Origin of the sequence: Lysinibacillus sp. NPDC097214, assembly GCF_050277945.1 — a bacterium.
GTDB lineage: Bacteria > Bacillota > Bacilli > Bacillales_A > Planococcaceae > Lysinibacillus > Lysinibacillus xylanilyticus_B.
This window is the reverse complement of record NZ_JBNNSS010000002.1, coordinates 402,291-424,783: the sequence shown is the minus strand read 5'-3', so window position 1 is coordinate 424,783 and position 22,493 is coordinate 402,291. Positions and strand designations below refer to the sequence as shown.

24 protein-coding genes and 2 pseudogenes are annotated in these 22,493 nt (G+C 37.8%); 18 read left to right on the top strand and 8 right to left on the bottom strand.

The genetic code is table 11. The features are described 5' to 3' along the window. Genes eutC through ACQKMI_RS05865 form a run of 4 tightly spaced genes read left to right on the top strand, consistent with a single transcriptional unit; the run spans position 1 to position 3,494 of the window. Positions 1 to 1,032, top strand: a complete 1,032-nt coding sequence (gene eutC, locus ACQKMI_RS05880; protein ID WP_427487721.1) for an ethanolamine ammonia-lyase subunit EutC — start codon at positions 1 to 3, stop codon at positions 1,030 to 1,032. Positions 1,033 to 1,043: 11 nt separating this feature from the next. After that, positions 1,044 to 1,694 (top strand): ethanolamine utilization microcompartment protein EutL, encoded by a 651-nt coding sequence (eutL, locus tag ACQKMI_RS05875; RefSeq protein ID WP_427487720.1) that lies wholly within the window; start codon positions 1,044 to 1,046, stop codon positions 1,692 to 1,694. Positions 1,695 to 1,708: 14 nt separating this feature from the next. Continuing rightward, positions 1,709 to 3,199: an aldehyde dehydrogenase family protein gene (locus ACQKMI_RS05870; RefSeq protein ID WP_427487719.1), complete on the top strand. Its 1,491-nt coding sequence runs from the start codon at positions 1,709 to 1,711 to the stop codon at positions 3,197 to 3,199. Between the two features lie 16 nt (positions 3,200 to 3,215). Further along, positions 3,216 to 3,494, top strand: a complete 279-nt coding sequence (locus ACQKMI_RS05865; RefSeq protein WP_323646581.1) for a BMC domain-containing protein — start codon at positions 3,216 to 3,218, stop codon at positions 3,492 to 3,494. Here ACQKMI_RS05865 and ACQKMI_RS05860 read toward each other — a convergent pair. After that, the gene (locus ACQKMI_RS05860; RefSeq protein ID WP_427487718.1) at positions 3,474 to 3,656 is read right to left on the bottom strand and encodes a hypothetical protein; all 183 of its coding nucleotides are present in this window, start codon (positions 3,654 to 3,656) and stop codon (positions 3,474 to 3,476) included. The two genes, ACQKMI_RS05865 and ACQKMI_RS05860, sit on opposite strands and share 21 nt — an antisense overlap. A 174-nt stretch (positions 3,657 to 3,830) precedes the next feature. Between ACQKMI_RS05860 and pduL the strand changes: the two genes are divergently transcribed. Genes pduL through mdh form a run of 5 tightly spaced genes read left to right on the top strand, consistent with a single transcriptional unit; the run spans position 3,831 to position 6,924 of the window. After that, the gene (pduL, locus tag ACQKMI_RS05855) at positions 3,831 to 4,421 is read left to right on the top strand and encodes a phosphate propanoyltransferase (RefSeq protein ID WP_419150378.1); all 591 of its coding nucleotides are present in this window, start codon (positions 3,831 to 3,833) and stop codon (positions 4,419 to 4,421) included. 12 nt (positions 4,422 to 4,433) lie between these two features. Beyond that, positions 4,434 to 5,300 carry a phosphate propanoyltransferase gene (locus ACQKMI_RS05850; RefSeq protein ID WP_427487717.1) on the top strand — a complete coding sequence of 289 codons (867 nt, stop codon included), beginning with the start codon at positions 4,434 to 4,436 and terminating at the stop codon, positions 5,298 to 5,300. Positions 5,301 to 5,337: 37 nt separating this feature from the next. Further along, positions 5,338 to 5,622, top strand: coding sequence for a EutN/CcmL family microcompartment protein (locus ACQKMI_RS05845; protein WP_132359031.1), 285 nt, complete (start codon positions 5,338 to 5,340; stop codon positions 5,620 to 5,622). Then, positions 5,615 to 5,980, top strand: a complete 366-nt coding sequence (locus ACQKMI_RS05840; protein ID WP_427487716.1) for a BMC domain-containing protein — start codon at positions 5,615 to 5,617, stop codon at positions 5,978 to 5,980. Before ACQKMI_RS05845 ends, ACQKMI_RS05840 begins: the two co-directional genes overlap by 8 nt. After that, positions 5,980 to 6,924 (top strand): malate dehydrogenase, encoded by a 945-nt coding sequence (mdh, locus tag ACQKMI_RS05835; protein ID WP_427487715.1) that lies wholly within the window; start codon positions 5,980 to 5,982, stop codon positions 6,922 to 6,924. The genes ACQKMI_RS05840 and mdh overlap by 1 nt, the downstream gene beginning before the upstream one ends. Positions 6,925 to 7,574: 650 nt before the next feature. Here mdh and ACQKMI_RS05830 read toward each other — a convergent pair. Next, positions 7,575 to 8,726 (bottom strand): MFS transporter, encoded by a 1,152-nt coding sequence (locus tag ACQKMI_RS05830; RefSeq protein ID WP_427487714.1) that lies wholly within the window; start codon positions 8,724 to 8,726, stop codon positions 7,575 to 7,577. Between the two features lie 63 nt (positions 8,727 to 8,789). After that, positions 8,790 to 9,386 (bottom strand): TetR/AcrR family transcriptional regulator, encoded by a 597-nt coding sequence (locus ACQKMI_RS05825; protein WP_427487713.1) that lies wholly within the window; start codon positions 9,384 to 9,386, stop codon positions 8,790 to 8,792. Positions 9,387 to 9,547: 161 nt separating this feature from the next. Here ACQKMI_RS05825 and ACQKMI_RS05820 point away from each other — a divergent pair. From ACQKMI_RS05820 to ACQKMI_RS05790, 7 genes and pseudogenes are all read left to right on the top strand, one after another. Then, positions 9,548 to 9,737, top strand: a pseudogene (locus ACQKMI_RS05820) (MerR family transcriptional regulator); the annotation flags it as partial. A 22-nt stretch (positions 9,738 to 9,759) separates the two neighbouring features. After that, on the top strand, positions 9,760 to 9,903 hold the full coding sequence (locus tag ACQKMI_RS05815) for a hypothetical protein (RefSeq protein ID WP_427487982.1): 144 nt from the start codon (positions 9,760 to 9,762) through the stop codon (positions 9,901 to 9,903). 15 nt (positions 9,904 to 9,918) lie between these two features. Further along, the gene (locus tag ACQKMI_RS05810) at positions 9,919 to 10,059 is read left to right on the top strand and encodes a hypothetical protein (protein WP_427487712.1); all 141 of its coding nucleotides are present in this window, start codon (positions 9,919 to 9,921) and stop codon (positions 10,057 to 10,059) included. A gap of 409 nt (positions 10,060 to 10,468) precedes the next feature. Next, positions 10,469 to 10,909, top strand: a complete 441-nt coding sequence (locus ACQKMI_RS05805; RefSeq protein WP_427487711.1) for a hypothetical protein — start codon at positions 10,469 to 10,471, stop codon at positions 10,907 to 10,909. A 1,106-nt stretch (positions 10,910 to 12,015) separates the two neighbouring features. Beyond that, positions 12,016 to 13,218, top strand: coding sequence for an RNA-guided endonuclease InsQ/TnpB family protein (locus ACQKMI_RS05800; RefSeq protein WP_427487710.1), 1,203 nt, complete (start codon positions 12,016 to 12,018; stop codon positions 13,216 to 13,218). Positions 13,219 to 13,408: 190 nt separating this feature from the next. Next, positions 13,409 to 14,845, top strand: coding sequence for a carboxypeptidase M32 (locus ACQKMI_RS05795; protein ID WP_427487709.1), 1,437 nt, complete (start codon positions 13,409 to 13,411; stop codon positions 14,843 to 14,845). A gap of 480 nt (positions 14,846 to 15,325) precedes the next feature. Next, positions 15,326 to 16,852: an MDR family MFS transporter gene (locus tag ACQKMI_RS05790; protein WP_427487708.1), complete on the top strand. Its 1,527-nt coding sequence runs from the start codon at positions 15,326 to 15,328 to the stop codon at positions 16,850 to 16,852. A 734-nt stretch (positions 16,853 to 17,586) separates the two neighbouring features. Here ACQKMI_RS05790 and ACQKMI_RS05785 read toward each other — a convergent pair. From ACQKMI_RS05785 to ACQKMI_RS05770, 4 genes are all read right to left on the bottom strand, one after another. Then, positions 17,587 to 19,248: a b(o/a)3-type cytochrome-c oxidase subunit 1 gene (locus tag ACQKMI_RS05785; protein ID WP_427487707.1), complete on the bottom strand. Its 1,662-nt coding sequence runs from the start codon at positions 19,246 to 19,248 to the stop codon at positions 17,587 to 17,589. Next, positions 19,235 to 19,726, bottom strand: coding sequence for a cytochrome B5 (locus ACQKMI_RS05780; protein WP_197141285.1), 492 nt, complete (start codon positions 19,724 to 19,726; stop codon positions 19,235 to 19,237). Before ACQKMI_RS05780 ends, ACQKMI_RS05785 begins: the two co-directional genes overlap by 14 nt. Before the next feature lie 30 nt (positions 19,727 to 19,756). Next, positions 19,757 to 19,879: a hypothetical protein gene (locus ACQKMI_RS05775; protein ID WP_255505077.1), complete on the bottom strand. Its 123-nt coding sequence runs from the start codon at positions 19,877 to 19,879 to the stop codon at positions 19,757 to 19,759. A 346-nt stretch (positions 19,880 to 20,225) separates the two neighbouring features. Further along, on the bottom strand, positions 20,226 to 20,681 hold the full coding sequence (locus tag ACQKMI_RS05770) for a chemotaxis protein CheX (RefSeq protein WP_427487706.1): 456 nt from the start codon (positions 20,679 to 20,681) through the stop codon (positions 20,226 to 20,228). A gap of 604 nt (positions 20,682 to 21,285) precedes the next feature. Between ACQKMI_RS05770 and ACQKMI_RS05765 the strand changes: the two genes are divergently transcribed. Next, complete coding sequence (locus ACQKMI_RS05765) at positions 21,286 to 21,900, top strand: pyroglutamyl-peptidase I (RefSeq protein WP_427487975.1); 615 nt, start codon at positions 21,286 to 21,288, stop codon at positions 21,898 to 21,900. 18 nt (positions 21,901 to 21,918) lie between these two features. Beyond that, a pseudogene (locus ACQKMI_RS05760) lies at positions 21,919 to 22,014 on the top strand (LamB/YcsF family protein); the annotation flags it as partial. Positions 22,015 to 22,161: 147 nt separating this feature from the next. On the opposite strand, the gene ACQKMI_RS05755 reads toward ACQKMI_RS05760, so the two are convergent. Beyond that, entirely contained in the window at positions 22,162 to 22,482 is a 321-nt protein-coding gene (locus tag ACQKMI_RS05755) for a DUF4183 domain-containing protein (protein ID WP_427487705.1), read from the bottom strand. Positions 22,483 to 22,493: the final 11 nt, after the last annotated feature.

Below are 22,493 nucleotides of genomic sequence, written 5' to 3'. Positions count from 1 at the left end.
TTGAATGAACAACTAGTATCGATGATTACACAACTCGTTATGGAAAAGATGGGTAATAATGCAGCAGACGAACCTTCCCATGACACGGCTGTGCCAGCAGAAGACCAAAAGGAAATATTTATTAAGCTTCACGATACGGTGGCTAATGCTGATTATGCTGATGAAGTAGCAAGTCCGAGCACAATAGAACTATCAAATGAACCATTAATTAAGCTTTATCATACTGGATCAAGTAATCATGAACAATCGTATTACAGCGCAAGTAATGATGAATCGACTTACACTTCAGTACCTATCAAAGCCTTTAAATTTGAAGAGGATGAAGTGTCTGAAAGTGTTCAGGCTGCTAAAAAGCATACACCAGCAAGAATAGGCGTTGGAAGAGCAGGGACAAGGCCTAAAACAAAAACGTGGCTAAAGTTCCGACTCGATCATGCAGCGGCAGTAGATGCAGTATATGGGGAAGTGACAGAAGGGTTACTACAAAAGCTCGATGTCTTTCAAGTAACATCAAGAGTGACAGATAAGGAAGAATACATTACTAGACCGGATTTAGGTCGTCGTTTATCAGATGAAGCAAAGATACTTATTCAATCGAAGTGTAAAAAAAATCCAAAGGTACAAATCATTATGTCTAACGGATTAAGTGCAAGTGCGATTGAAGAAAATGTACAAGATGTTTATTTAGCATTACAGCAAAGTCTTAGTAATTTAAATATTGAAATAGGAACTACTTTCTATATTGATAAAGGGCGTGTTGCTCTAATGGATGAAATTGGTGAGCTTTTACAAGCAGAAGTGATTGTTTATTTAATTGGTGAGCGTCCTGGACTTGTATCTGCTGAGTCAATGAGTGCCTATATATGCTATCAACCTAGAATGGGCACTGTAGAAGCTGATCGAATGGTCGTTTCGAACATTCATAAAGGTGGTATCCCGCCATTAGAGGCAGGTGCTTACTTAGGGACAGTCGTTCAAAAAATATTGCATTACAAGGCAAGTGGAGTAGGTCTTGTGGCAAAAGAAGGTTAGGGGGCCAAACAATGAATCCTCAAAAAATTATGGCAGAAATTTTGGCAATGCAAATCATTCCAAGAGTGAATAGTGAATTAGCGGAGCAATTAGATTTAAAGCCATATCACAATAGTATTGGACTGGTAACTCTAACAATAGATGATGTTGGCTATGTAGCGTTGGACGAAGCTACGAAAAAAGCAGATGTTGATGTTGTTTATGCAAAAAGCTTCTATGCTGGAGCTGCACATGCATCTGGGCCATTATCCGGTGAGGTCATTGGCATCATTGCTGGTAGCTCGCCTGATGAAATACGCAGTGGTTTCGATGCGATACAGCAGAAAATCAACTTTGATACGTATTTTGAAGCCATTCTTCAAAATGAAAGCCACGCTCTTTTTGCACATACTGTAGCAAGCTGTGGTACGTATTTGGCTGAGCTAGCAAACGTTAAGGTTGGAACAGCTCTTGCTTATTTAATAGCACCGCCACTTGAGGCTATCGTTGGTTTAGATGCTGCATTAAAGGCGGCAGATGTAGAGCTAAAGGTTTTCTTTGGTCCACCATCTGAAACCAATTTCGGTGGCGGTTTAGTAAGTGGTAGCCAATCTTCCTGCCAAGCTGCTGCCGATGCTTTTAGAGAAGCTATTGAGAATTTAACGAGAAATCCAGTTGTTTAGAAAGGAGGGGCTTTATGGCCACACTAGATAAAGATTTATTAGCAATTCAAGAAATGAGAGACGCCGTGAGACGTGCCAATATTGCACAAGCTGCTTACATGCAGTATTCACAGCAGCAAGTAGATAACATCGTCAAGGCTGTTGCAGATGCCGCATTTAAAGAGGCAGAACGTTTGGCAAATATGGCCGTTCAGGAAACAGGGATGGGCATACCTAATCATAAAAAAATGAAAAATGAGGTAGCCTCTAGAGATGTCTATGAAGATATTAAAGATTTGAAGACTGTTGGTGTCGTTGGTTTCGATCGAATGAAGAAAGTGACAGAGATTGCTAGTCCGTTTGGAGTAATCGCGGGCATTGTACCAACGACAAATCCAACATCAACAGCACTTTTTAAAACACTTATCTCATTGAAAACTAGAAATGGTCTCGTACTAAGCCCACACCCATATGCGGTTGGTTGCACAAAGGAAGCTTTAGAGATTTGTAGAGTAGCTGCAGAAAAAGCAGGAGCGCCAGAAGGATTGCTACACTGTTTAACAATGTCTTCTATGGAAGCTACGCAGCAATTAATGAAGCACCCCGATATTCACTTGATTTTAGCGACTGGTGGTGGTGCGTTAGTAAAAGCAGCTTATAGTTCCGGCAAACCTGCTTATGGTGTAGGACCAGGAAATGTTCCAGCTTACATTGAAAAGTCAGCGAATATTGCCAAATCCGTTCGCCAGCTTGTACAAAGTAAATCTTTTGATAACGGCACAATTTGTGCTACAGAGCAATCGATTATTGTAGATAAAGTCATTGCCGAACAAGTTTTAACAGAGTTAAAGAAAAACAATGCTTATATTTTGAGTGATGAAGAGAAAGTGAAGATGGAGAAGCTGATTTCTCCAGTCCCTGGGAAAGTAAATCCTCAAATTGTAGGTAAGTCAGCAGCTTGTTTAGCAGATTCTATCGGTGTTACCGTGCCGGAAGATACAAAAGTACTTGTTGGTTTGGAAACAATGATTGGCAAAAACATTCCATTTTCACTGGAAAAACTGTCCCCAATATTTGCGTTATACACAGTTGAGGACAGTACAGAGGCAAAACGAGTGATGATTGATTTACTAAACATCGGTGGACGAGGACATACATGCTCGATTCATACAGAAAATGCAGCTTTAGCTGAGCAATTTTCAGTTGAATTACCAGTGTCCAGAATTGTAATCAATACATTGTCATCTATTGGCGCTGTTGGTGGAACTACAGGCTTAGCACCATCCTTCACATTAGGATGTGGCACGTTTGGTGGCAATATTACGTCCGATAACATTACTGCGAGACATTTATTGAATATTAAACGTATGGCTTATGGCATTAAAGATGTAGAGGTGCCAAAACCAGAATTTTTAACAAAACCGGTAGTAGAGAATATTAAGGCACAAGATCCATCCTTGGATACAGCCGTAGTTCAACAAATTGTTGACCAAGTATTAAAACAAATAACATTACAAAATAAATAATTTGGAGGAATGACAAATGAGTACAGCATTAGGAATGGTAGAAACAAAAGGATTAGTAGGAGCAATTGAAGCAGCGGATGCAATGGTGAAGGCTGCTAGCGTTAATTTAATAGGAAAAGTACATGTTGGTGGTGGTATTGTTACTGTATTAGTTCGTGGTGATGTAGGAGCGGTAAAAGCAGCTACTGATGCAGGTGCAGCAGCGGCACAACGTGTTGGAGAACTTCTATCTGTTCATGTAATCCCACGTCCACACCATGAAATAGAATTAATTTTACCAAAAGCAGAGGCTTAATTTTAACTCCAGCAAATAAAGGCGACAGAAAGAAGAGCTGAAGCGACGGATAGAAAAGCCAAAGCGACGGATAGAAAAGCCAAAGCGACGGAAAGAAACGCCGAAGTGACGGATAGAGTACGAAGCGACGGAAAGAAATGCCGAAGCGACGGAAAGAACCATCGAAGCGACGGAAAGAACCGCCGGAGTGACGGATAGAAATGTCGAAACGACGGAAAGAATCGCCGAAATGACGGATAGAACAACCTAAATAGAAGGGCAGGATGCTACACATTGCGCTTCATCCTGCCTTCATTTCCTATAACAATATAGCTAAAAGATATAGAGGTGGCTAACTTGAATACAGCGACAAAAACATTTCCTGTGGCCATTTCAGCTCGTCATATACATGTCAGTGAAGAAGATTTACAAGCACTTTTTGGTCCAAATGCAACGCTAACGAAGGATTTTGATCTTTCGCAACCAGGACAGTTTGCAGCTAAAGAGCGTGTCTCCATAGAGGGACCAAAAGGTGTTCTTCACAATGTACGTGTATTAGGTCCTGTAAGAGCTGCAACACAAGTGGAAATTAGTCGAACAGATGCAATGAAACTTGGATTAACTCCTCCTTTAAGGCAATCGGGAGATATTGAAAGTTCAGCGGGCATCAAATTAATCAATCAAGAACAAGAAATCATCATTAAGCAGGGAGTCATTATTGCACAGGCACATATTCATATGACAGAAGAAGATGCAATAGCATTGGACGTACAAAAAAATGAATTAGTATCTGTTGAAGTTGATAGTGAGCGACCTGTGACATTTCGTGGTGTTGTAGTGCGTGTATCAAACGATTTTAGTTTAGAAATGCATATCGATACAGATGAAGCGAATGCAGGCTTTATTGAACAGCAATCTCAAGGGAAGATTATTAGATCAATGACATAAGGAGGAGGTTAGATGCAGGAAAATTTAGTCCAAAAAATTGTCGAAGAAGTATTGCAGCAAGTTTTAAAAAATCAGCCTTCCTCTCAATATGACGGAAAAATCCCTATTGGTGTGTCAGCACGACATGTCCATCTTGCTCAAGCGGAAGTGGAGCAACTTTTTGGTGAGAACTATCAATTAACACCTAAGTTTGAGCTTTCACAGCCAGGGCAGTTCGCCGCTGAGGAAACAGTTGTTATTGCTGGTCCAAAGGGCTCCATTGAGCGGGTACGCATTTTAGGCCCAGCTCGATCATTATCTCAAGTTGAAATTAGCTGGACAGACGCGATGAAATTAGGGATGAAGCCACCATTAAGGGTTTCAGGAGATATTAAAGGCTCTAGCCCAGTTACACTTATCGGTCCAAAGGGCAGTGTCGTGCTACATGAGGGACTCATTATTGCACAAGCACATATCCATATGTCACCGAATGACAGTGCGAGGTTCCAAGTAGCGGATGGACAATCAGTGCAAATTAAAATAGAAGGAATTAGACCGATTATTTTATCAAATGTAATCATTCGTGTTTCTGAGCGTTATCGATTGGAGATGCATATTGATACAGATGAAGCAAATGCAGGATTAATTCAACAAGGTGCAGTTGCAGAAATTATCTATGCTCAAACTAATGAACAAATGAATGTCAAAGAACTTCCTGCAATCGTAAGACAAGCTGACAAAGCTTCAAGCTACCATTTTGATAAGAAGCTGCTTTCGCAGGTAGAAGTACTTGAAATAGAAGCACAAGAAATTGTTGTTCCTAAAAAAACAATTGTGACAGCATTGGCTTATGACAAAATACGAGAGCTGAATAAGAGGTTAACAATTCGCTCTGAGTAATTAGAAAAGTCCATTCAGGATAAAGAAGGTGAAGTTCATGCAAATGGGAAGAGTGATAGGCAGTGTATGGGCAACACGTAAGGAAGAAGGGTTGAATGGCTTAAAATTATTAATTATTCAACCAATTGACTCCAATCAGCAGCCGATTCGCACGGAAATAGTGGCAGCTGACCGAATCGGGGCGGGAATTGGAGATGATGTGCTCATTACGAGTGGTGGATCATCACGATATATTATGAAAGAAAATCCATTGCCTATCGATGCAGTTGTAATAGGTATCATTGATTCTACGGAAGTTATGCGAGGTGAAGAAAATGGGTAGCGCTATTGGAATGATTGAGACAAAAGGATTAGTAGGCTCTTACGAAGCTGCTGATGCGATGATTAAGTCATCAGATGTAACCATCGTCAAGCAAGAGTTCGTTGATGGCGGGATTGTGACTGTCGTCGTGAAAGGTGATGTTGGTTCTGTCCAGGCAGCAGTAGAAGCTGGAAAAGCGGCTGCAATGCGTGTTGGAGAACTATTAGGCGCTCACGTAATTCCGCGGCCTGATGAAGATGTTTTTCAAATGATTAAAGGACCGGAAGCACCGAAGAAGAAGCAAGCATCAACTCCAACATCAACGCGTGCTAAAAAAACGACAGAAACAGCAGCTACTGAAAACCGAGGTGAGGCATAATGTTCTTTCGAAAAAGTAAAATTGCTGTGATCGGTGCTGGTCATACAGGCGCAACTTTAAGTTTATTTTTGGCACAAAAAGAGCTAGGAGATGTTGTGCTGTTAGATATTCCAGAAGCGGAGAATCCGACAAAAGGAAAGGCGTTGGATTTATTACAGACAGGACCAATCGAAAAGTTTAATGTTTCTATTAAAGGAACGAGTAATTATGAGGATATAGCTGGAGCAAGTATTGTTATTATTACAGCTGGTATACCTCGTAAACCAGGCATGAGCCGCGATGACTTAGTGATGACGAATGCGAAAATTATTCAACAAGTTTCTAGACAAATAAAACATTACGCACCAAACAGTATTGTTCTTATATTAAGTAATCCTGTAGATGCCATGACCTATGTTTGCCATAAGGAAACAGGTTTTCCGAAAAACCGTATCATTGGCCAATCAGGTGTGTTAGATACAGCACGTTTTAATGCATTTGTAGCACAAGAGCTGCAAATTGCACCAGAAGATGTGTCAGGATTCGTCTTAGGTGGACATGGCGACGAAATGGTCCCATTAATTCGATATTCCTATGCAGGGGGTATTCCATTAGAAAAACTGATTCCTCAAGATAGACTACAGCAAATCGTAGAACGTACACGTAAAGGTGGCGGAGAAATTGTTGGTTTGTTAGGGAATGGCAGTGCTTATTATGCGCCAGCTGCTGCATGTGCTCAGATGGTTGAAATCATCATGAAAGATCAACGTAAAATAATTCCTTCTATAGCCCTTTTAGAAGGAGAGTACGGTTATCACGATTTATTTTTAGGTGTACCGACAATATTAGGTGGCAATGGCATTGAATCAGTTATCGAATTACACCTTACAAATGAAGAAAAAACGGCGCTCCATCAATCAGCCGAAGCAGTCAAACAAGTATTAACAATTTGTCAAAATGTATAACTTCTTTCAGCGGAAGTCCCCTACCTCTATAGGTGGTGAGATGAATGCGGATTTAAGCTACTTTTCAGTGGATGTCCAAACACCCGCTAAAAGAAGTTAAAGCCTCCGGCAGATGTCACGGAATCGGCTTTGTGCAAGCACAAAGCCGATTCCGGACTCAATTATGCCGAGGCATAATTGATATAGAGACGCTTTGCAGCAATAAGATATATAGGATCCCCAACTATATATATGTTGTTATAACCTTTCGCTCTTAAAAATGTTTGATTGGAAACCGAACATTTAACTTCTTTCAGCAGTATTCTCCCATCTCTATAATTGGTGAGATGAATGCGATTTTAAGTCACTTTCCAGTGAGTTTCCAAACATCCGCTGAAAGAAGTTAAAGCCTCCGGCGGATGTCACGGAAATCGGAAAGGAGTCCTTTGTGCAAGCACAAAGCCGATTCCGGACGCAATTATGCCGAGGCATAATTGATCTTGAAAGTTAGTCAAAATTCCCCAGAATTTATATAGAATAAGAAGCTCTCTTGATCGTGAAAACGATGAGGAGAGCTTCTTTAGTTTTCTCAGTTAAAATGTGATACTCCTATTTAAGATTTTATGATTGCGGGAGAAGCATCACAATATGCCTCACCCCAACTTTTTAATTTATTTTGAAACATTAAAATTCCTTCCTTTTAAATAAGGAAATAATGATAGTAATCCTAGGATAGCTAAACAAGCGCCAATCCACAGTGGTGATATATAGCCATATCCCTTACTAATACCTAGACCGCCTAGTGATGAACCAATAACAATACCAAGTGTAATAAAAGAACTATGAAGGGTATTGACCATCGTGCCATTATTAGCTGTTTTCATCACTCTCGCCACCATAGCTGGATTCATTGCAACACCAGTCAAGCCAATAAAAATAGTAGTAATAACTGCAATGTATTTATTTTCAGCTCCTACAGCAAATAAAGACAATGCTACGATTAAAATAATCAATCCACTCAAAAGTGTTTTCATTGTATATTTATCAGCAAACTTGCCAATCACTATATTGCCAATTACTGTCGCAATACCATAGAGAGCAAGTAAATATGGAATACTTGCGTTTGAAAAGCCTGTGATATTTGTAAAGATAGGGGTGAAATAACTAAATGCTGCAAACGTGCCACCTATAATAAACATACTTGTTATGTACGCTGCCCAAAGATGAATATTCTTAAAGCCTATGAGCTCGTCCTTCCAGTTTAATACCGATTTATTTGGCGACGAGGGTAGTAAAAATTGAATCATCATCCCGGAAACTAGTACGAGAATAGAAACAAACCCAAAACTAATACGCCAGCCAAAATTTTGCGAGATAAGCGTTGTTATAGGTAAGCCTATGACTGTTGCAATCATTAAACCTACAAGTACAATAGATGCAGCTTTTCCCCTTGAATTAGGAGGAACCAATGTTGCAGAAAAGGAAATGGCAATACCAAATGCTGAAGATGAAGCAATACCAGTAATAATACGTGAAACCATCATACTATCATAGCTCCAAGCAATAGCTCCAAGCGACTGGCCAAGTAAGAATACAAACATTAAAAATAATAAAGCTTGTTTACTGCGTATTCGTAGAAGAGTTGCAGTTAAAATAGGTCCTCCTACTACCATTGCTGCAGCATAAGCTGTAATTAAATACCCGATTGAAGATACAGAAACCTGAAATGCAAGAGCAAGTTCGTTCATCATACCTGCAACCATAAATTCTGATGTAGTCATACAAAAAATTGCTAAAGCTAGTAAATAAATGATCCGTGGCATAAAAACACTCCTAAATTTATTATTGTAACGTTTGGTACAAAAATGATGCTAAAAAAGAGCGCACTAAGCGCCAAAAATTGATACTAATGTTCCGTTCATAATCTGCTCAGACAACATCCGGTTTTGCATCGAAACATTAAGAACACGAAACCCGTAATAACTGCTTAAAAATAAACTAGCTAATTCCTCAGCTGTTTGCTTTTTTGAAATTTCGCCAGTTTGCAATCCTTCCTCCATTACTTTTTCAATAGCTTGTTTAAGAAGCTCGACATGCCGTGAGAAAATTTCTTGAACCATTTCGTCATTCTTAGCTCTTTCCACACTGGCATTGATTAATAAACAACCTTTTTGATCAATATTCTCAAAGTCTTCTTTCAATGCCCATTCGAAAAAATTACTGAATCGTTCTTTCAATGTAATTGGAGCATTTAACATTTCCTGCTGTTCCTTAATTCCAATCTCATGGTAGCGTTCTAATACTTGTTGATATAGCTCATGTTTACTACCAAAAGTATTGTATAAGCTGCCTTTCCCAAGTCCAGTATCATTGCATAAATCCTGTGTAGAACACCCCTCATACCCTCTTATCCAAAAAGTTTTCATGGCGACATCTACAATTGAGGAATAATTAAACTCTCGGGGTCTGCCTCGTTTATTCAAATGGATCCTCCTCTCATTTACATTAATAGAATATCTTTTTTGTACTAATCGGTCAATAAAAGTTTTAGGAAATAAAGCATAAGTCTTGATTGACTTTGTCCTTAGGGGAAGGTGTATAAATGAATGGTAGCAAGTAACAAATAAATGAGTGAGGTGGTTTTGTGCTATCAATAGGCGAATTCTCAAAAATATGTGGTGTCTCTACAAAAACACCGATATTACGATGAAATTGGAGTAATAAACCCAGATGAGATTAATGCTGAAAGCGGTTATAGGTATTATTCCATCGAACAACTAACAAGGATACTCTATATTAACCGTCTAAAATCCTATCATTTTTCTCTTGAAGAAAATCAATTATGCCTTGGCATAATTGCGTCCGGAATCGGCTTTGTGCTTAGGCCTGCACGAGGGCCGACACGATGTCGGTCATTTCGGTAATGCCACAGGACGTGGCGTTCTTAGACTGAGTTCCTCTATTTCAGCGGATGTTTGGACACCCGCTGAAAGAAGTTAAATTTAGGAGGTTCCTATGCAAACAACAATAAATTGGCAAGCGGTAAAACCTGAAAGCATATATATGAACAATGAAAAACTTTTTAAGCTAGAACAGACGATAAAAAGTGATTATCACAATATAAATGCCATTATTATCATTAAAGATGGTCATTAAAGAGTATATATTCCCAGCGGTTATAAATAATCAATAATTTTATATATAAAGAGATGGGGATAAAAATTATAGCTAAATTCCTTTCCAACTAGGTTGGTGCACGCTTGCTTCAAGTTTATCCCCAACATACCTCCCAGCCTCGACCTCAAAGTTTTTACATCTCCAACATTGGTGATGAACCCAAAGTAATCCAAAATACTTATACCAATCATATTAATCTCGTTGCACAGGGTGAAATTTTGATCCCATCAGATTAGACAATAGGCTATAATAAATAGTCTATTGCATATTTTTGATGAAGTTTTCTCTATGAAGAAACGTATTGGAAGATTCCCTTTCTGAAGATCGTTCTCACTACATCTTCAGGTTGAGGTTAAAATATACTTTTAAAATAAAGTGAGGGAAAGAAATGGTTAGTTACTTGGTCGTCTTTATTGTCATTGTACTTATAATGTTAAGAGAGAAACAAGTTAGACCAGCTCGATTGTGGGTCATACCAGTTTTGTTAATTGGTGTAATGTTTTCTACTATTTCTAGTATTAAATTAACGCCTTTAAGTATGATGATGTATATCAGTTGTTTAATAGTTGGATTGGGTATAGGAGTATGGAAAGGAAAACTAGAAAAAATTCGTATGAATCATACAAGAGGAGCCGTAACTACAAAAAGCTCTATTGCAGGTATTATTTTATTTTTCGGGATACTTCTTGTAAGGATACTGGTAGGTCATTGGAGTAGAGAGCATGCATGGATATCATTAACAAATGCTCTTATGTTCATACCACTTGGTAGTATTTGTTCTCGCCGCTATATTATCTACTTGAGGTACAAACAACTTATGGGCGAGTGAAGCAATATAAAGTATAGAATTGTTTTAAATCAAGGACTAGTCATAGTGATTTATATTCTGTATTCAGCTTTTCTAAAGTCATCTTGTATATTTAGTGGGAAAAAGCAAGCAGCCTTCGATTGTCCACCATGATTGGTCAATGTAGACAAAGTTGTATTCTCTATGTCTACTTCTTCAATAATTTATTTTTCGCCAGATACATAACCACTTAAGTATGTAACCTCGCCACTCATCTAGTATGCAGTGGCATAATAATCTCCTGAACGCATTGTAGAAAATCCAATAGTAGAATCTAAATCCCTATACATCCTTTTTTACATAGCCTTAAATTTTTGTAGAATCAATATTTAATTTAAGTAGAACTAGAAAAATACTAAAAGTCCATAATATACAAAATTTTCGAAAATATGATAAACTAGTAGCGTGAAAAGGAGGATGTTAGCATGACTGTACAACAATTTACTGACTATGTGAAAAAAATGCAGCACTATGGAGAAGCACTGAGTGTGGTTTATTGGGTAACTAAACTGTTACGATAAATTTAGATAAAACTATACAAATCTGTATAGAAGCATAGATTTATAACAGAATACCCTTCGTATCAAGCGATTGGTGCGAACTCCACGTTAATTGCTTTTAACTCCTAAAGCCTTGTGACCAACGCGGAGCTGGAAACGGCAGACGTAACGGTGCGAAAGCAGAAAAAACAACAAGGATGGCATAAGCTGAAAAAAATCACTCAGTGTCCGTAAGGGATCATCGTGACAACGGAAAACGGTGGCGCTAAGTGCTTTGGCAATGGATGTTTAGCAGCGAAACTCCTAAATCTCCCATGAGACACGGAAGACGTTCAACGACTATCTCCTTGAGGGAGAGTAAAACTGCAAGCGAATGGCGGAAGAAAAATGTGGCTCTTATCAGAGGATAAGATGAAGATATAGTCTGCGCTTATGTGAAAGCATAAGAGGTCTACTCGTGAGAGAAAGACTGCATGAAGGGTTGCGCCTTCGTGTGAACAAGAAAAATATATACAAATATAAAAATGTTAACAACCTCTCTAAATAGGGTAATGTGATTTTATCATAGTGAGAGAGGTGGTGGTACGCATGGAATTAATGTCCATTGGGAAATTTGCTAAACGTGTTGGTGTAAATGTTGTAACGCTAGCGACAAAGATAAGGCTAAAGCCAACTAAAGAACAAGAAGTTTTGTTTTGGAAGTCTGCGGGGACTGCGAGATGGGCTTACAATTATTTTTTGGCTGAAAGTGAACGTATTTATAACGACGAGAAGCGTACAGTCAAAGAGGGCGAAGTTCGTAAGAAAATTAATAATGAACTGAAACCAACAACGCATAAATGGCTAAAAGAAGTCGGAAGCAATGTGATGAAACAGGCGGTGAAAGATGCCGATATTGCTAGAAAGCGTTGGTTCGAAGGAATTGCTGAAAAGCCAAGGTTCAAAAGCAGACGAAGAAGTAAAGTTAGCTTTTATGTAAATTACGAAAGTTTAAAACGAACAAATGAAGGTTTTAGAGGTGAAAAGATTGGTAGTGTAAAAACTTGCAATGCACTTCCTAAGCTTAAAAAAGGTCATAAGTATTCGAATCCACGCATTTCATTTGACGGACGAAGTTGGTTCCTATCAATTGGATTTGATCAAGTATTTGAGCAATATGATTTGACAGGCGAAAGTTTAGGAATTGATGTAGGGATCAAAAAATTGGCAGTTTGTTCTGATGGTGAGTTCAAAAAGAACATTAACAAGACCAAAGAAGTCAAACGATTAGAGCAAAAGTTGAAACGAGAACAACGACAACTAGCTCGTAAGCTTGAAGCCAATACTAAAGAGTATACTAAAAACCGAAAGCCAATCTATAAAATACCTTTAAAGAATATGAAAAATTTTCAAAAACAAAACACTGAAATCCGTAATTTATATAAACGACTTAACGACATCCGAACAAATCATTTACATCAGTGTTCTAATGAGATTGTGAAAACCAAGCCATCTCGTATTGTCATGGAACATTTACATGTAAAAGGGTTGATGAAAAATAAACATCTGGCGAAGGCGGTAGCCGGGCAAAAGCTATATGAATTCAAACGGCAAATTCAATACAAATGCAAAAAATACGGAATTGAATTTATTGAAGCCGACAGATGGTTTCCATCATCAAAAACATGTTCTAGTTGTGGACAAATCAAATCCGATATGAAACTGAAAGACAGATTATATATCTGCTCTTGCGGATTAAAGATGGATAGAGAATTGAACGCAAGCATTAACTTAGCAAATTACTTAATCTAAGGAATTTAACTGAAACTAAACCTTAGATGTGTACGCAACGATACTGCGGAATTTAAGCCTTTGGAGAGTCATACTAAATGGCAATAGCTTTTTGTGAAACCAGACTCGGAGAATAAGGAAGACACAAAACGAAAGTCAAAAGATATAAGTTGTGTCACAGTAGAGATGTCAACATTTTTAAGAAATGTATATGTTTTTCGTATCGGATATGCGGACAGGTGCACCTAAGAAAGGGTTAGCTCAACGTTCAGAGGTAGTTGGAACATTATCTGCTTCCTTATTTGACATGCAAACTAGCGAAGAATTAGGGGAATTACTAACGGAGCTAGAGGGGCAAAAGGCAAATCTCGATTATGTTACGCTGCGTTTAGTAGAGAAAGTACGTAAAGATTACGATCAAAATAAAAAAATTCCAGCTGATGAATATAAAGAATTCGTCATTCTGCAATCTAAAGCAGAAACAGCATGGGAAGAAGCAAAGGCGACGAATAATTTTGCGTTATTCCTCCCTTATTTAGAGAAAATTATAAGCTGCCAGAAGAAATTCATTCAATATTGGGGTATTAAAAACGGTTCTCCTTACAATACATTACTAGATTTATATGAACCGGATATGACGACTGATGTTTTAGATCAAGTTTTTGGTGAATTACGTGAAACAATTGTTTCTCTGGTACAAAAAATTGCAGATTCACCAAATAAACCAGATCCAAGTATATTATTTAAGCATTTCCCTCGTGAATCTCAACGTGCATTATCATTAGAAATGTTAGCACAACTTGGCTATGATTTTGATGCAGGTCGCTTAGACGAAAGTGTGCATCCATTTATGATTGGCTTAAATCATGGAGATAATCGAATTACAACGAAATATGATGAAAATGATTTCCGTTCAGCAATTTTTGGAACAATCCATGAGTGTGGGCATGCCATGTATGAACAAAATATCGATGCGAAGCTTGATGGTTTACCGTTAGCAACAGGGACATCTATGGGAATACATGAATCTCAATCTTTATTTTATGAAAATTTTGTTGGTAGAAACGAAAAGTTTTGGGAACATAATTACGAGCGACTGCAAAAATATTCACCTGCACAATTTGGTGATGTAGCACTAGCTGATTTCCTGCGAGCGATTAATATGGTGGAACCTTCGTTTATTCGTATTGAAGCAGATGAGTTAACATATCCACTACATATTATGATTCGCTATGAAATTGAACGTGATCTATTCAATGGCGATCTTCAAGCGAAGGATCTTCCACAAGTATGGAATGAGAAATACGAGGAATATTTAGGCATTCGTCCTGAAACAGATGCAAAAGGGGTACTACAAGATATGCACTGGTCCGGGGGCATGTTTGGCTATTTCCCATCTTATGCTTTAGGAATGATTTACGCTGCACAATGGAAGCATGCAATGGATAAAGATATTCCAAACTTTGATGAGCTATTAGAAAAGGGAGAGCTTCTTCCAATTCGAGAGTGGTTAACAGACAAAGTCCATCAATACGGTGCACTGAAAAAGCCATTCGAATTGCTACAAGAGGCAACAGGGGAAGGCTTAAACGCTAAATATTTAGCAACCTATTTACAAGAAAAGTATACAAAGCTGTATCAGCTTTAAATGACAAAGCGGTTTCTCTATAGTTGAGAAATCGCTTTTCATAATGCCGAAAAACAAAATGGTCAAGAAAATTATTATAAATGTTGTGGCGTTTTGGATGAGGGTGGTTCTAAACTACTCGCGTTCCTTAGGGAGACGTCGCGCCACTCCCTCCGCTTAGATATGTTGCTGTCGCTACGCTTTCGCGCATAATAAACATTTACTGAAATTTTGTTTTATCATTATAAATTAGAGTGGAGGCAGGGCGACTCCTTGGGCTATGTTTTATCTTTCTTTCGAAAATCAATTTCCTCATAATCCGCATTATCGACTTCAATTTCAAATGAACCGCTTCTCTCCAAAAGAAAATGCTGGATCCTATATGCGTATATAAACTTGATTAAAACTGCTATAATACAAAATGGTTATTTAGACATCCCCTATCAAGATACATATAGATAGTTCAAAATAGTAGGGATTCACAAAAACGGAGGTATGAAAGTGGCAAAGAATACAAGTAAAATAGGTGTAGTAATCGCTGGGCTATTGTTAGCGATTTTAATGGCTGCAATGGATAATACAATTGTAGCAACGGCAATCAGTACAATTGTCGGAGATCTTGGTGGATATGACAAACTTGTCTGGGTGACATCTGCTTATATGATCGCGTCGGTTGCAGGTATGCCGATTTTCGGAAAATTATCCGATATGTATGGTCGTAAAAGATTCTTTATTTTTGGTTTAGTTGTATTTTTAATTGGTTCGGCGCTAGCCGGTACAGCAAACTCAATCGTTCAGCTTAGCATTTACCGTGCAATTCAAGGTATTGGCGGTGGTGCATTAATGCCAATTGCATTCACAATTATGTTTGATGTAGTGTCTCCAGATAAACGCGGTAAAATGGGTGGCTTATTCGGGGCAGTATTTGGTCTATCGAGTATCTTTGGTCCGCTTATTGGAGCCTATTTAACAGATTATGTCCATTGGTCTTGGATTTTCTATATTAATTTACCACTTGGGCTAATTGCTTTTGTATTAGTTGCAAAATTTTACAAGGAATCTGTTGTACATGCCAAGCAAAAAATCGACTACTTTGGCGCAGCTACTTTAGTTGGTTCAGTAGTTAGTTTAATGTTTGCTCTTGAGCTAGGCGGCAAAGAATATGCTTGGGATTCCGCATTGATTCTTGGGTTATTCGCTCTATTTGCAGTGCTTCTTATTAGCTTTATCATAATTGAACTACGTGTAGAAGAACCTATTATTTCCTTTAAAATGTTCAAAAATCGTCTCTATGCAACGAGTAATATCATCTCAATATTTGCTGGTGCTGCTTACATTACTGCTGCCATCTATATTCCAATTTTTGTTCAAGGCGTACTTGGAGGCTCGGCAACGAACTCAGGTCTTATTTTACTTCCGATGATGGTCGGTTCGGTTGTAACAGCATCTGGAGGTGGAGCTCTCCTCACGAAATTTAAGTATCGAACGATTATGTTACCGACTTTAACTCTATTCGTTGTTGGTATTACCTTGCTTACAACATTGACAACTGAAACGTCGCACTTTATGGTAACAATCTTTATGATACTTGTCGGTCTTGGCATTGGCTCGTCTTTCTCTGTGTTGAGCAATGCCGTTATTCATGGTCTTAGTATGAGACAACGTGGCTCGGCTAACTCAACGCTAAACTTCAATCGAGAACTTGGAATGACATTAGGAATTACAGTGTTTGGGATAATCCAAAACCATATTTTCTCAAATAAATTAGCGTCCGCATTTAGTGGTCAAGCACCTATTGGTATGGATTTAAGTGATCCGAGTGTAATCCTAACATCTGAAACTCGAAACTTCATTCCTGTAGAGGTTCTCGATAAAATGCAAGAAGCACTTACTATTTCAGTTGCTCATACTTTTGCTTGGGCGATAATCCCAGCAGCTATTGCGCTAATTATGGCATTTGCTATGGGTAGAGAGCAATTCGACCCTGCTTCTGAAATGGAAACGTACAATCAAGAAGCATCACATTAATATGTGAGCCTGTGTTTCACAAATTATCAAAATGCGGCCTTTCCTTAATAATTAAAACTGTTATAATACGAAACGTGTATTTTAAAACATTTCATATTCGAATAGCAATAAAGATTGAGGTAGTCTTATGAAAAAGTAGTTGAGATTGCGGAATTTTCGCATACAAAAATAGGAAAAGAGAGCTCGCAAAAAAATATTTCAAAAAAATGGTCGGTGGGCAAAAAGTAAGCCATCATGCTAATTTTGCAGATACCTTTACTAAGAGGCAGGGACAAACCCCTCCACTGATACCAAAAAGCCGGTGAAATTTTACGACATGTAAAATTTCACCGGCTTTATATTTTTCGTAATAAGCACTCGAACCGTTTATACGAAGTACAGGTTGTTCTGCCTATAATCCACGCATGGTGCTTAAACTGATTTTATGCGCCTATACGCAAGCAGAAAAAAAACGAACGTCATTTACGTCAACACAATTGACGTGGAACCAGTTTTTGGATTTTTGATGGCTAATTTGCGTTTCACTCGATTTTCTGTCCGAGGAAAGTTGAAAACGAAATAGGTCTTGCATGAATGGCTGTAAATTTGAGAAAATTCACGGTCATTCACTAAGAAGTGTAAGCTAAAATAGAGAAAAATCGAAAAAAGTGAAATTAAGCACACTCAATTTCACTTTTTTTGATATTAGAAGCTAGTTTTGTCTCTGCCTCTTTTTATTAAGATGCAAAACATTGTTACCAAAGCTTATAGCCTTTAGAGCCAGGAGGAGAATTGGAAATAATATCAATAATTGGAATAGTGTAAGCAAATAAAATTAATGCTACTAAAATAACTAGCCATACTTTGAAATTCTCTAAGATTGCTGGTGTCGTACCACTGTTTTCATGTACTTCACCAACTGGGAATTCCTCTTCGCCTTTTGGTGCAAACCATGCTAATTTCACCACAATATAAAGAATGATTAAGATAGCGATGAACAGGATAGTGCCACCAACAGCTTGAGCGATTTGATAAGGAATCCAATCATAAGCTTGCTGAGCTCCGCCATACTCAGAGTAATCAGATCGACGAGGTGCACCGATCAGACCAGCGATATGCATAGCGGAAGACATAATCGTCATACCAGTAGCCCATAAAATAGCGGCAAAATTACCAAGGTTATTTAAAGCTTTTGTCAGTGTGCGACCTGTTAAATATGGAATTAACCAAAATGCCGCCCCAAAATAAGTTAATACAGCTGTTGTTGCAATTGTTAAATGGAAATGTCCTGTAACCCAAATAGTATTATGGATTAATTGGTTCATTTGGTAAGAAGCATTGATGATACCGCCTGCGCCACCAGGAATAAATGCTACCATACCGATAAATGGCACGAAGAAACGAGCATCTTTCCATGGTAATTTTTTAAACCAGCCGAAAAGCCCTTTCCCACCTAATTCACGACCGCGTAATTCAAACATTGCAAACATTGAAAATGCAGTCATTAAGGATGGTACGATTACGGCAAATGTTAAAACAACTTGTATGAATTTCCATGTACCATCAATACCTGGTTCAGTTAATTGGTGATGGATCCCAACTGGTACAGAGAATATTAAGAACAGCATAAATGACAGTCTTGCTAAAGAATCAGAGAAAATTTTTCCGCCAATAACCTTCGGAATAATGACATACCAAACCATGTAAGCTGGTAATAACCAGAAATACACAAGAGCATGACCAAAATACCAGAATAATGTACGGGAAAGTGCTACATCAACACGTTCGATAAAGCCTAAGGACCATGGAAGTAACTGGAATAGTACAGAAACAGCTACACCTAGAGTTGCTACGAACCACATTAAATTATTGACAACAACCATAAATGAAAGTAATGGGCTTCGTTGTCCGCTACCTTTGTTTTCTTTACGCCACTGTGCATATCGCAAAATTTGACCTGCGCCGCCAACCCAAGAACCAACAACGACTAATGTAAGGCCTAGATAGAATATCCAGTGAGCTTTTAGTGGAGCATAGAACGTATATAAAACAGATGCTTCGTTCAGTAGAACCATTGCTGCAGCTGCTGCTGTACCGATAGTCATTAACCAGAAGCCAATCCAGCCAAGGCGACGTTGACCATCTGAAAAAGTCCCTGACGTACGGCTAACACTGGCAATTTGGAAACCGAAAATAAAGAACGTTGTTAAAATAAGACCGAGTAAAATACCATGTACAGTTAAAACTTGATAGTAACCAATGCCTGCTGGTAAAGTAAATTGACCAGAACGAACGAAAACCTGTAATAAACCTGCAAGACCCCCTAATAATAATGCGATGAATGCCACGTAAATATGTGCCATTGCTAGCTTCGCATCACGACGATCCACTTTTGTCAAATTATTATTGAGACTCATTTGGATCCACCACCTTTAGCATAGAGTGCATCATCGTATGTCCTGTACCACAGTATTCATTACATACGATTAAAAACTCTCCCACTTTATTTACTTCTGTCACATATTCAGAAATGTAACCAGGTTCGAGCATCATATTAATATTTGTACCTGCAACTTCAAAGCCGTGCATGACATCCGCACTTGTTGCGATAAATTTCACCTTAGCTCCAAGAGGAACTTCAATTTCTGGCGGATTGTAATTAAATGCTGATGCTAAAACAACCACTTCATAGTCCCAATCCTTACCTTCTACTTTGTGAACACCAGGATTATCGAAAGGGGGAAATTCATTTACTTTCTCATAATCTAGTGTTTTTTTACCATTGTTCGGATGTGAGCCTTGATGAAATGCACCGATGCCGAGAATGATAAGGAATGCTACTAAAGTAGTAACTCCAAACACAAGCCAATACTTCTCATATTTATGTAAGTGCATATGTCTCTGTCCTTTCTTATTCTTAGTAGATTAAAAACGATTGATGAACAAATCGAAGCAGTACACCCAAAGCAAGATAATAATGATTCCTACTCCAAATACCGCATAGAGTGAACCTTTTAAATTTTCATCTGACTTTTTTTTATTTGCCATTTTTGCTCCTCCTTCGCTTTTATTGTGTCTTTCATATTGCCATGATATATAAATAAATTTCTTTTTGATGTGAAAAAAATCACACATCTTGGCGAATTATGTGAAAGAAATGTGAAGAATTGAGGAGGGAATAAAAAAAAGCCACCTCAATAGTCATTGAGATGGCCGCGTTTAGGTTAGAAAAGAGGTGATTTTTATTGAAATCTATTATTTTTTTACTACTTGAATTTTAGAGTGAGCCTTATGGGGTATACTCCGTTTATTAAAGAGAATGACAAAGCGTGATCATAAATGTTTATGTATGGGCATAGGATGTATCAGTTGAACTGTCCAATATTCTAGAATTCTATTCTTCTTCAATTGTTAAAAGAACTGTCAGTGAACCGACGCTTGGAATTGTTACAGGGAGTATAAAGGCCTTTTCAAAGCCGTATAATTTTGTGTTACCAACCATCACTGTTGGCGGTGTGATATCGATTTCTAAGCTTTCTTGTCCGACGGTAGTACATAGATTTCCTGCAATCATATTTCCAAATTCCCCTGTAAAGGATTCCAACATTTCTCCTTCGAGAGGCATACCAAACATCGTATTGCCGATGCCACTAAATGTTTCAGGAGAAGAATCAATGATTACTCGGCCCTTTAAATCTCCTATTAAACCAATTAAAACACCCATTTGTTGTTGTTGAAATGGTTCAGAAATAATACTCGGCGTTTTCACTTCTATATCCATAGGTAGAATCGACTTTAAAGCGTGAATTGTCCCGTTTAAAATAGTTTGAAAGTACTTCGAATTACTCATCATTACCGCATCCTTTTTCCGACTTTTCTACATCTTACCATGTAAAATAGGTAAGATGAAAGTATGTCTTGACGAATTAATGGGAAATTTATATTATATTAATGAGAATGATTTTCAAAATCAATAAATTGACGTTTTAGTCTTTTCAAATACAAATTTTTATATAAAAAGGAGCGGTCAGTGATGACATTCGTATTTATCGGAGCAGCAGTAGTTATTTATATTGGAGTGGGAAAACACGTCATGAATCAGGCGACTGCACATTTAAAGTAAGAGAATAATCAATAAAGAGACAATTTTTATAGAAAGAGCATGGTCCGAGCAATTTTGAGATCATGCTTTTTTTTATACGAAAATATTTATCTTTCATATTTCGTGGTAATAAAGGGGAAGAATAATTGTTTGTTTTTTCTGAAGTATGTTGAAAATCAGAATTGATTTTTTGTAGTATGGTTACGAGACGATGAAAATATGACATATAACTCAATACAATGTCCATAACTGATGGATTCACTGCAAAATGATTATTCCTGCTGCTATAGTTCAAAAATAAAAATGGATGGGCAATCAAGCAACGTCCTATAGAAATTTAGGTGAAGAAAACATGAAGAAAATATTGTTAACAGGGTTTGTTCCATTTCTTGAATATAAAATGAATCCAACAATGCAAATTGTAGAACATTTAAATGGGGAAATGATGGACGGCTATGAAATTGTAGGACGTATATTGTCTGTGGATTTTCAGCTATCTGCTCAGCAGCTGAAACAACATATCGCCGAGATAAAGCCGCAAATCATTATTTCATTAGGATTAGCTGGAGGACGCTTTAAAATAACGCCAGAGCGAATTGCGATTAATGTTAAAGATGGTGAAGTAGATAATAATGGTTATACACCAGCAGACGAGAGTATTTATGATGGTGGTGAAGATGCCTATATAACGAATTTACCTATCAGAAATATGGTAAATCGCTTATGCAATGAAGGGTATCCAGCGGAAATTTCAAATACGGCAGGTACCTATTTATGTAATAATATTATGTATGAAGGGCTAGTTTACGCGAAGCAACATAAAGAGGTCCGTGCTGGATTTATTCATATTCCTGCGTCATTTGATTTGGCTATTCAGCATGGAAAAATACCGGGATGGAATATCCAAGATTTAATCACGTGTATTAGGCTTTGCGTCGAGGAGACAATTCGTGCAACAAGTGATTGATTTTCCTCAAACGATGTCAAAATTTCCGCGCAAACTCTATGTATACATGGAGATGGACCACATGCACTGGATTATGCAAAAAAAATTTATGAGTTAAAGTGTCAAAGGGAATAAATAAAAAGTAGAATGGATGCCTTGAAATGTAAATCATCATTTTAGGCATCCATTTTTAGTTATTAAAGCTGATTCATCTATCAATGAAACAATTTATTGGAAAGTAGGTTTGATTTGATAACAACATACTCCAATTTATTTAGATGTTTAAAGTGTAGTTACTAATTCTACAGCCTCAATAATAATTGGTGTTCCGGCGGGTAAAGTACCTGTAACAGTATGAAACGTTAATTCTGCTGCAGAAACTGTATAGGAACCACCTTCCTGTAACACACCATTTATATATAAATTGTTGTAGCCGTTAGTGACGATTGGGAAAGTAGTTGCTGCATTACCGCTATCATTTAAAAAGGTAGTAGCAGCAACTTTTGTACCATCTGTGATCGTTAATGGTGTAGCTAAAACATTGAAAAATCTAGTTGAAGTACCTGTCACATTTACATGAATATTAATAATAGAAAGTGCCACTTATTTTCACC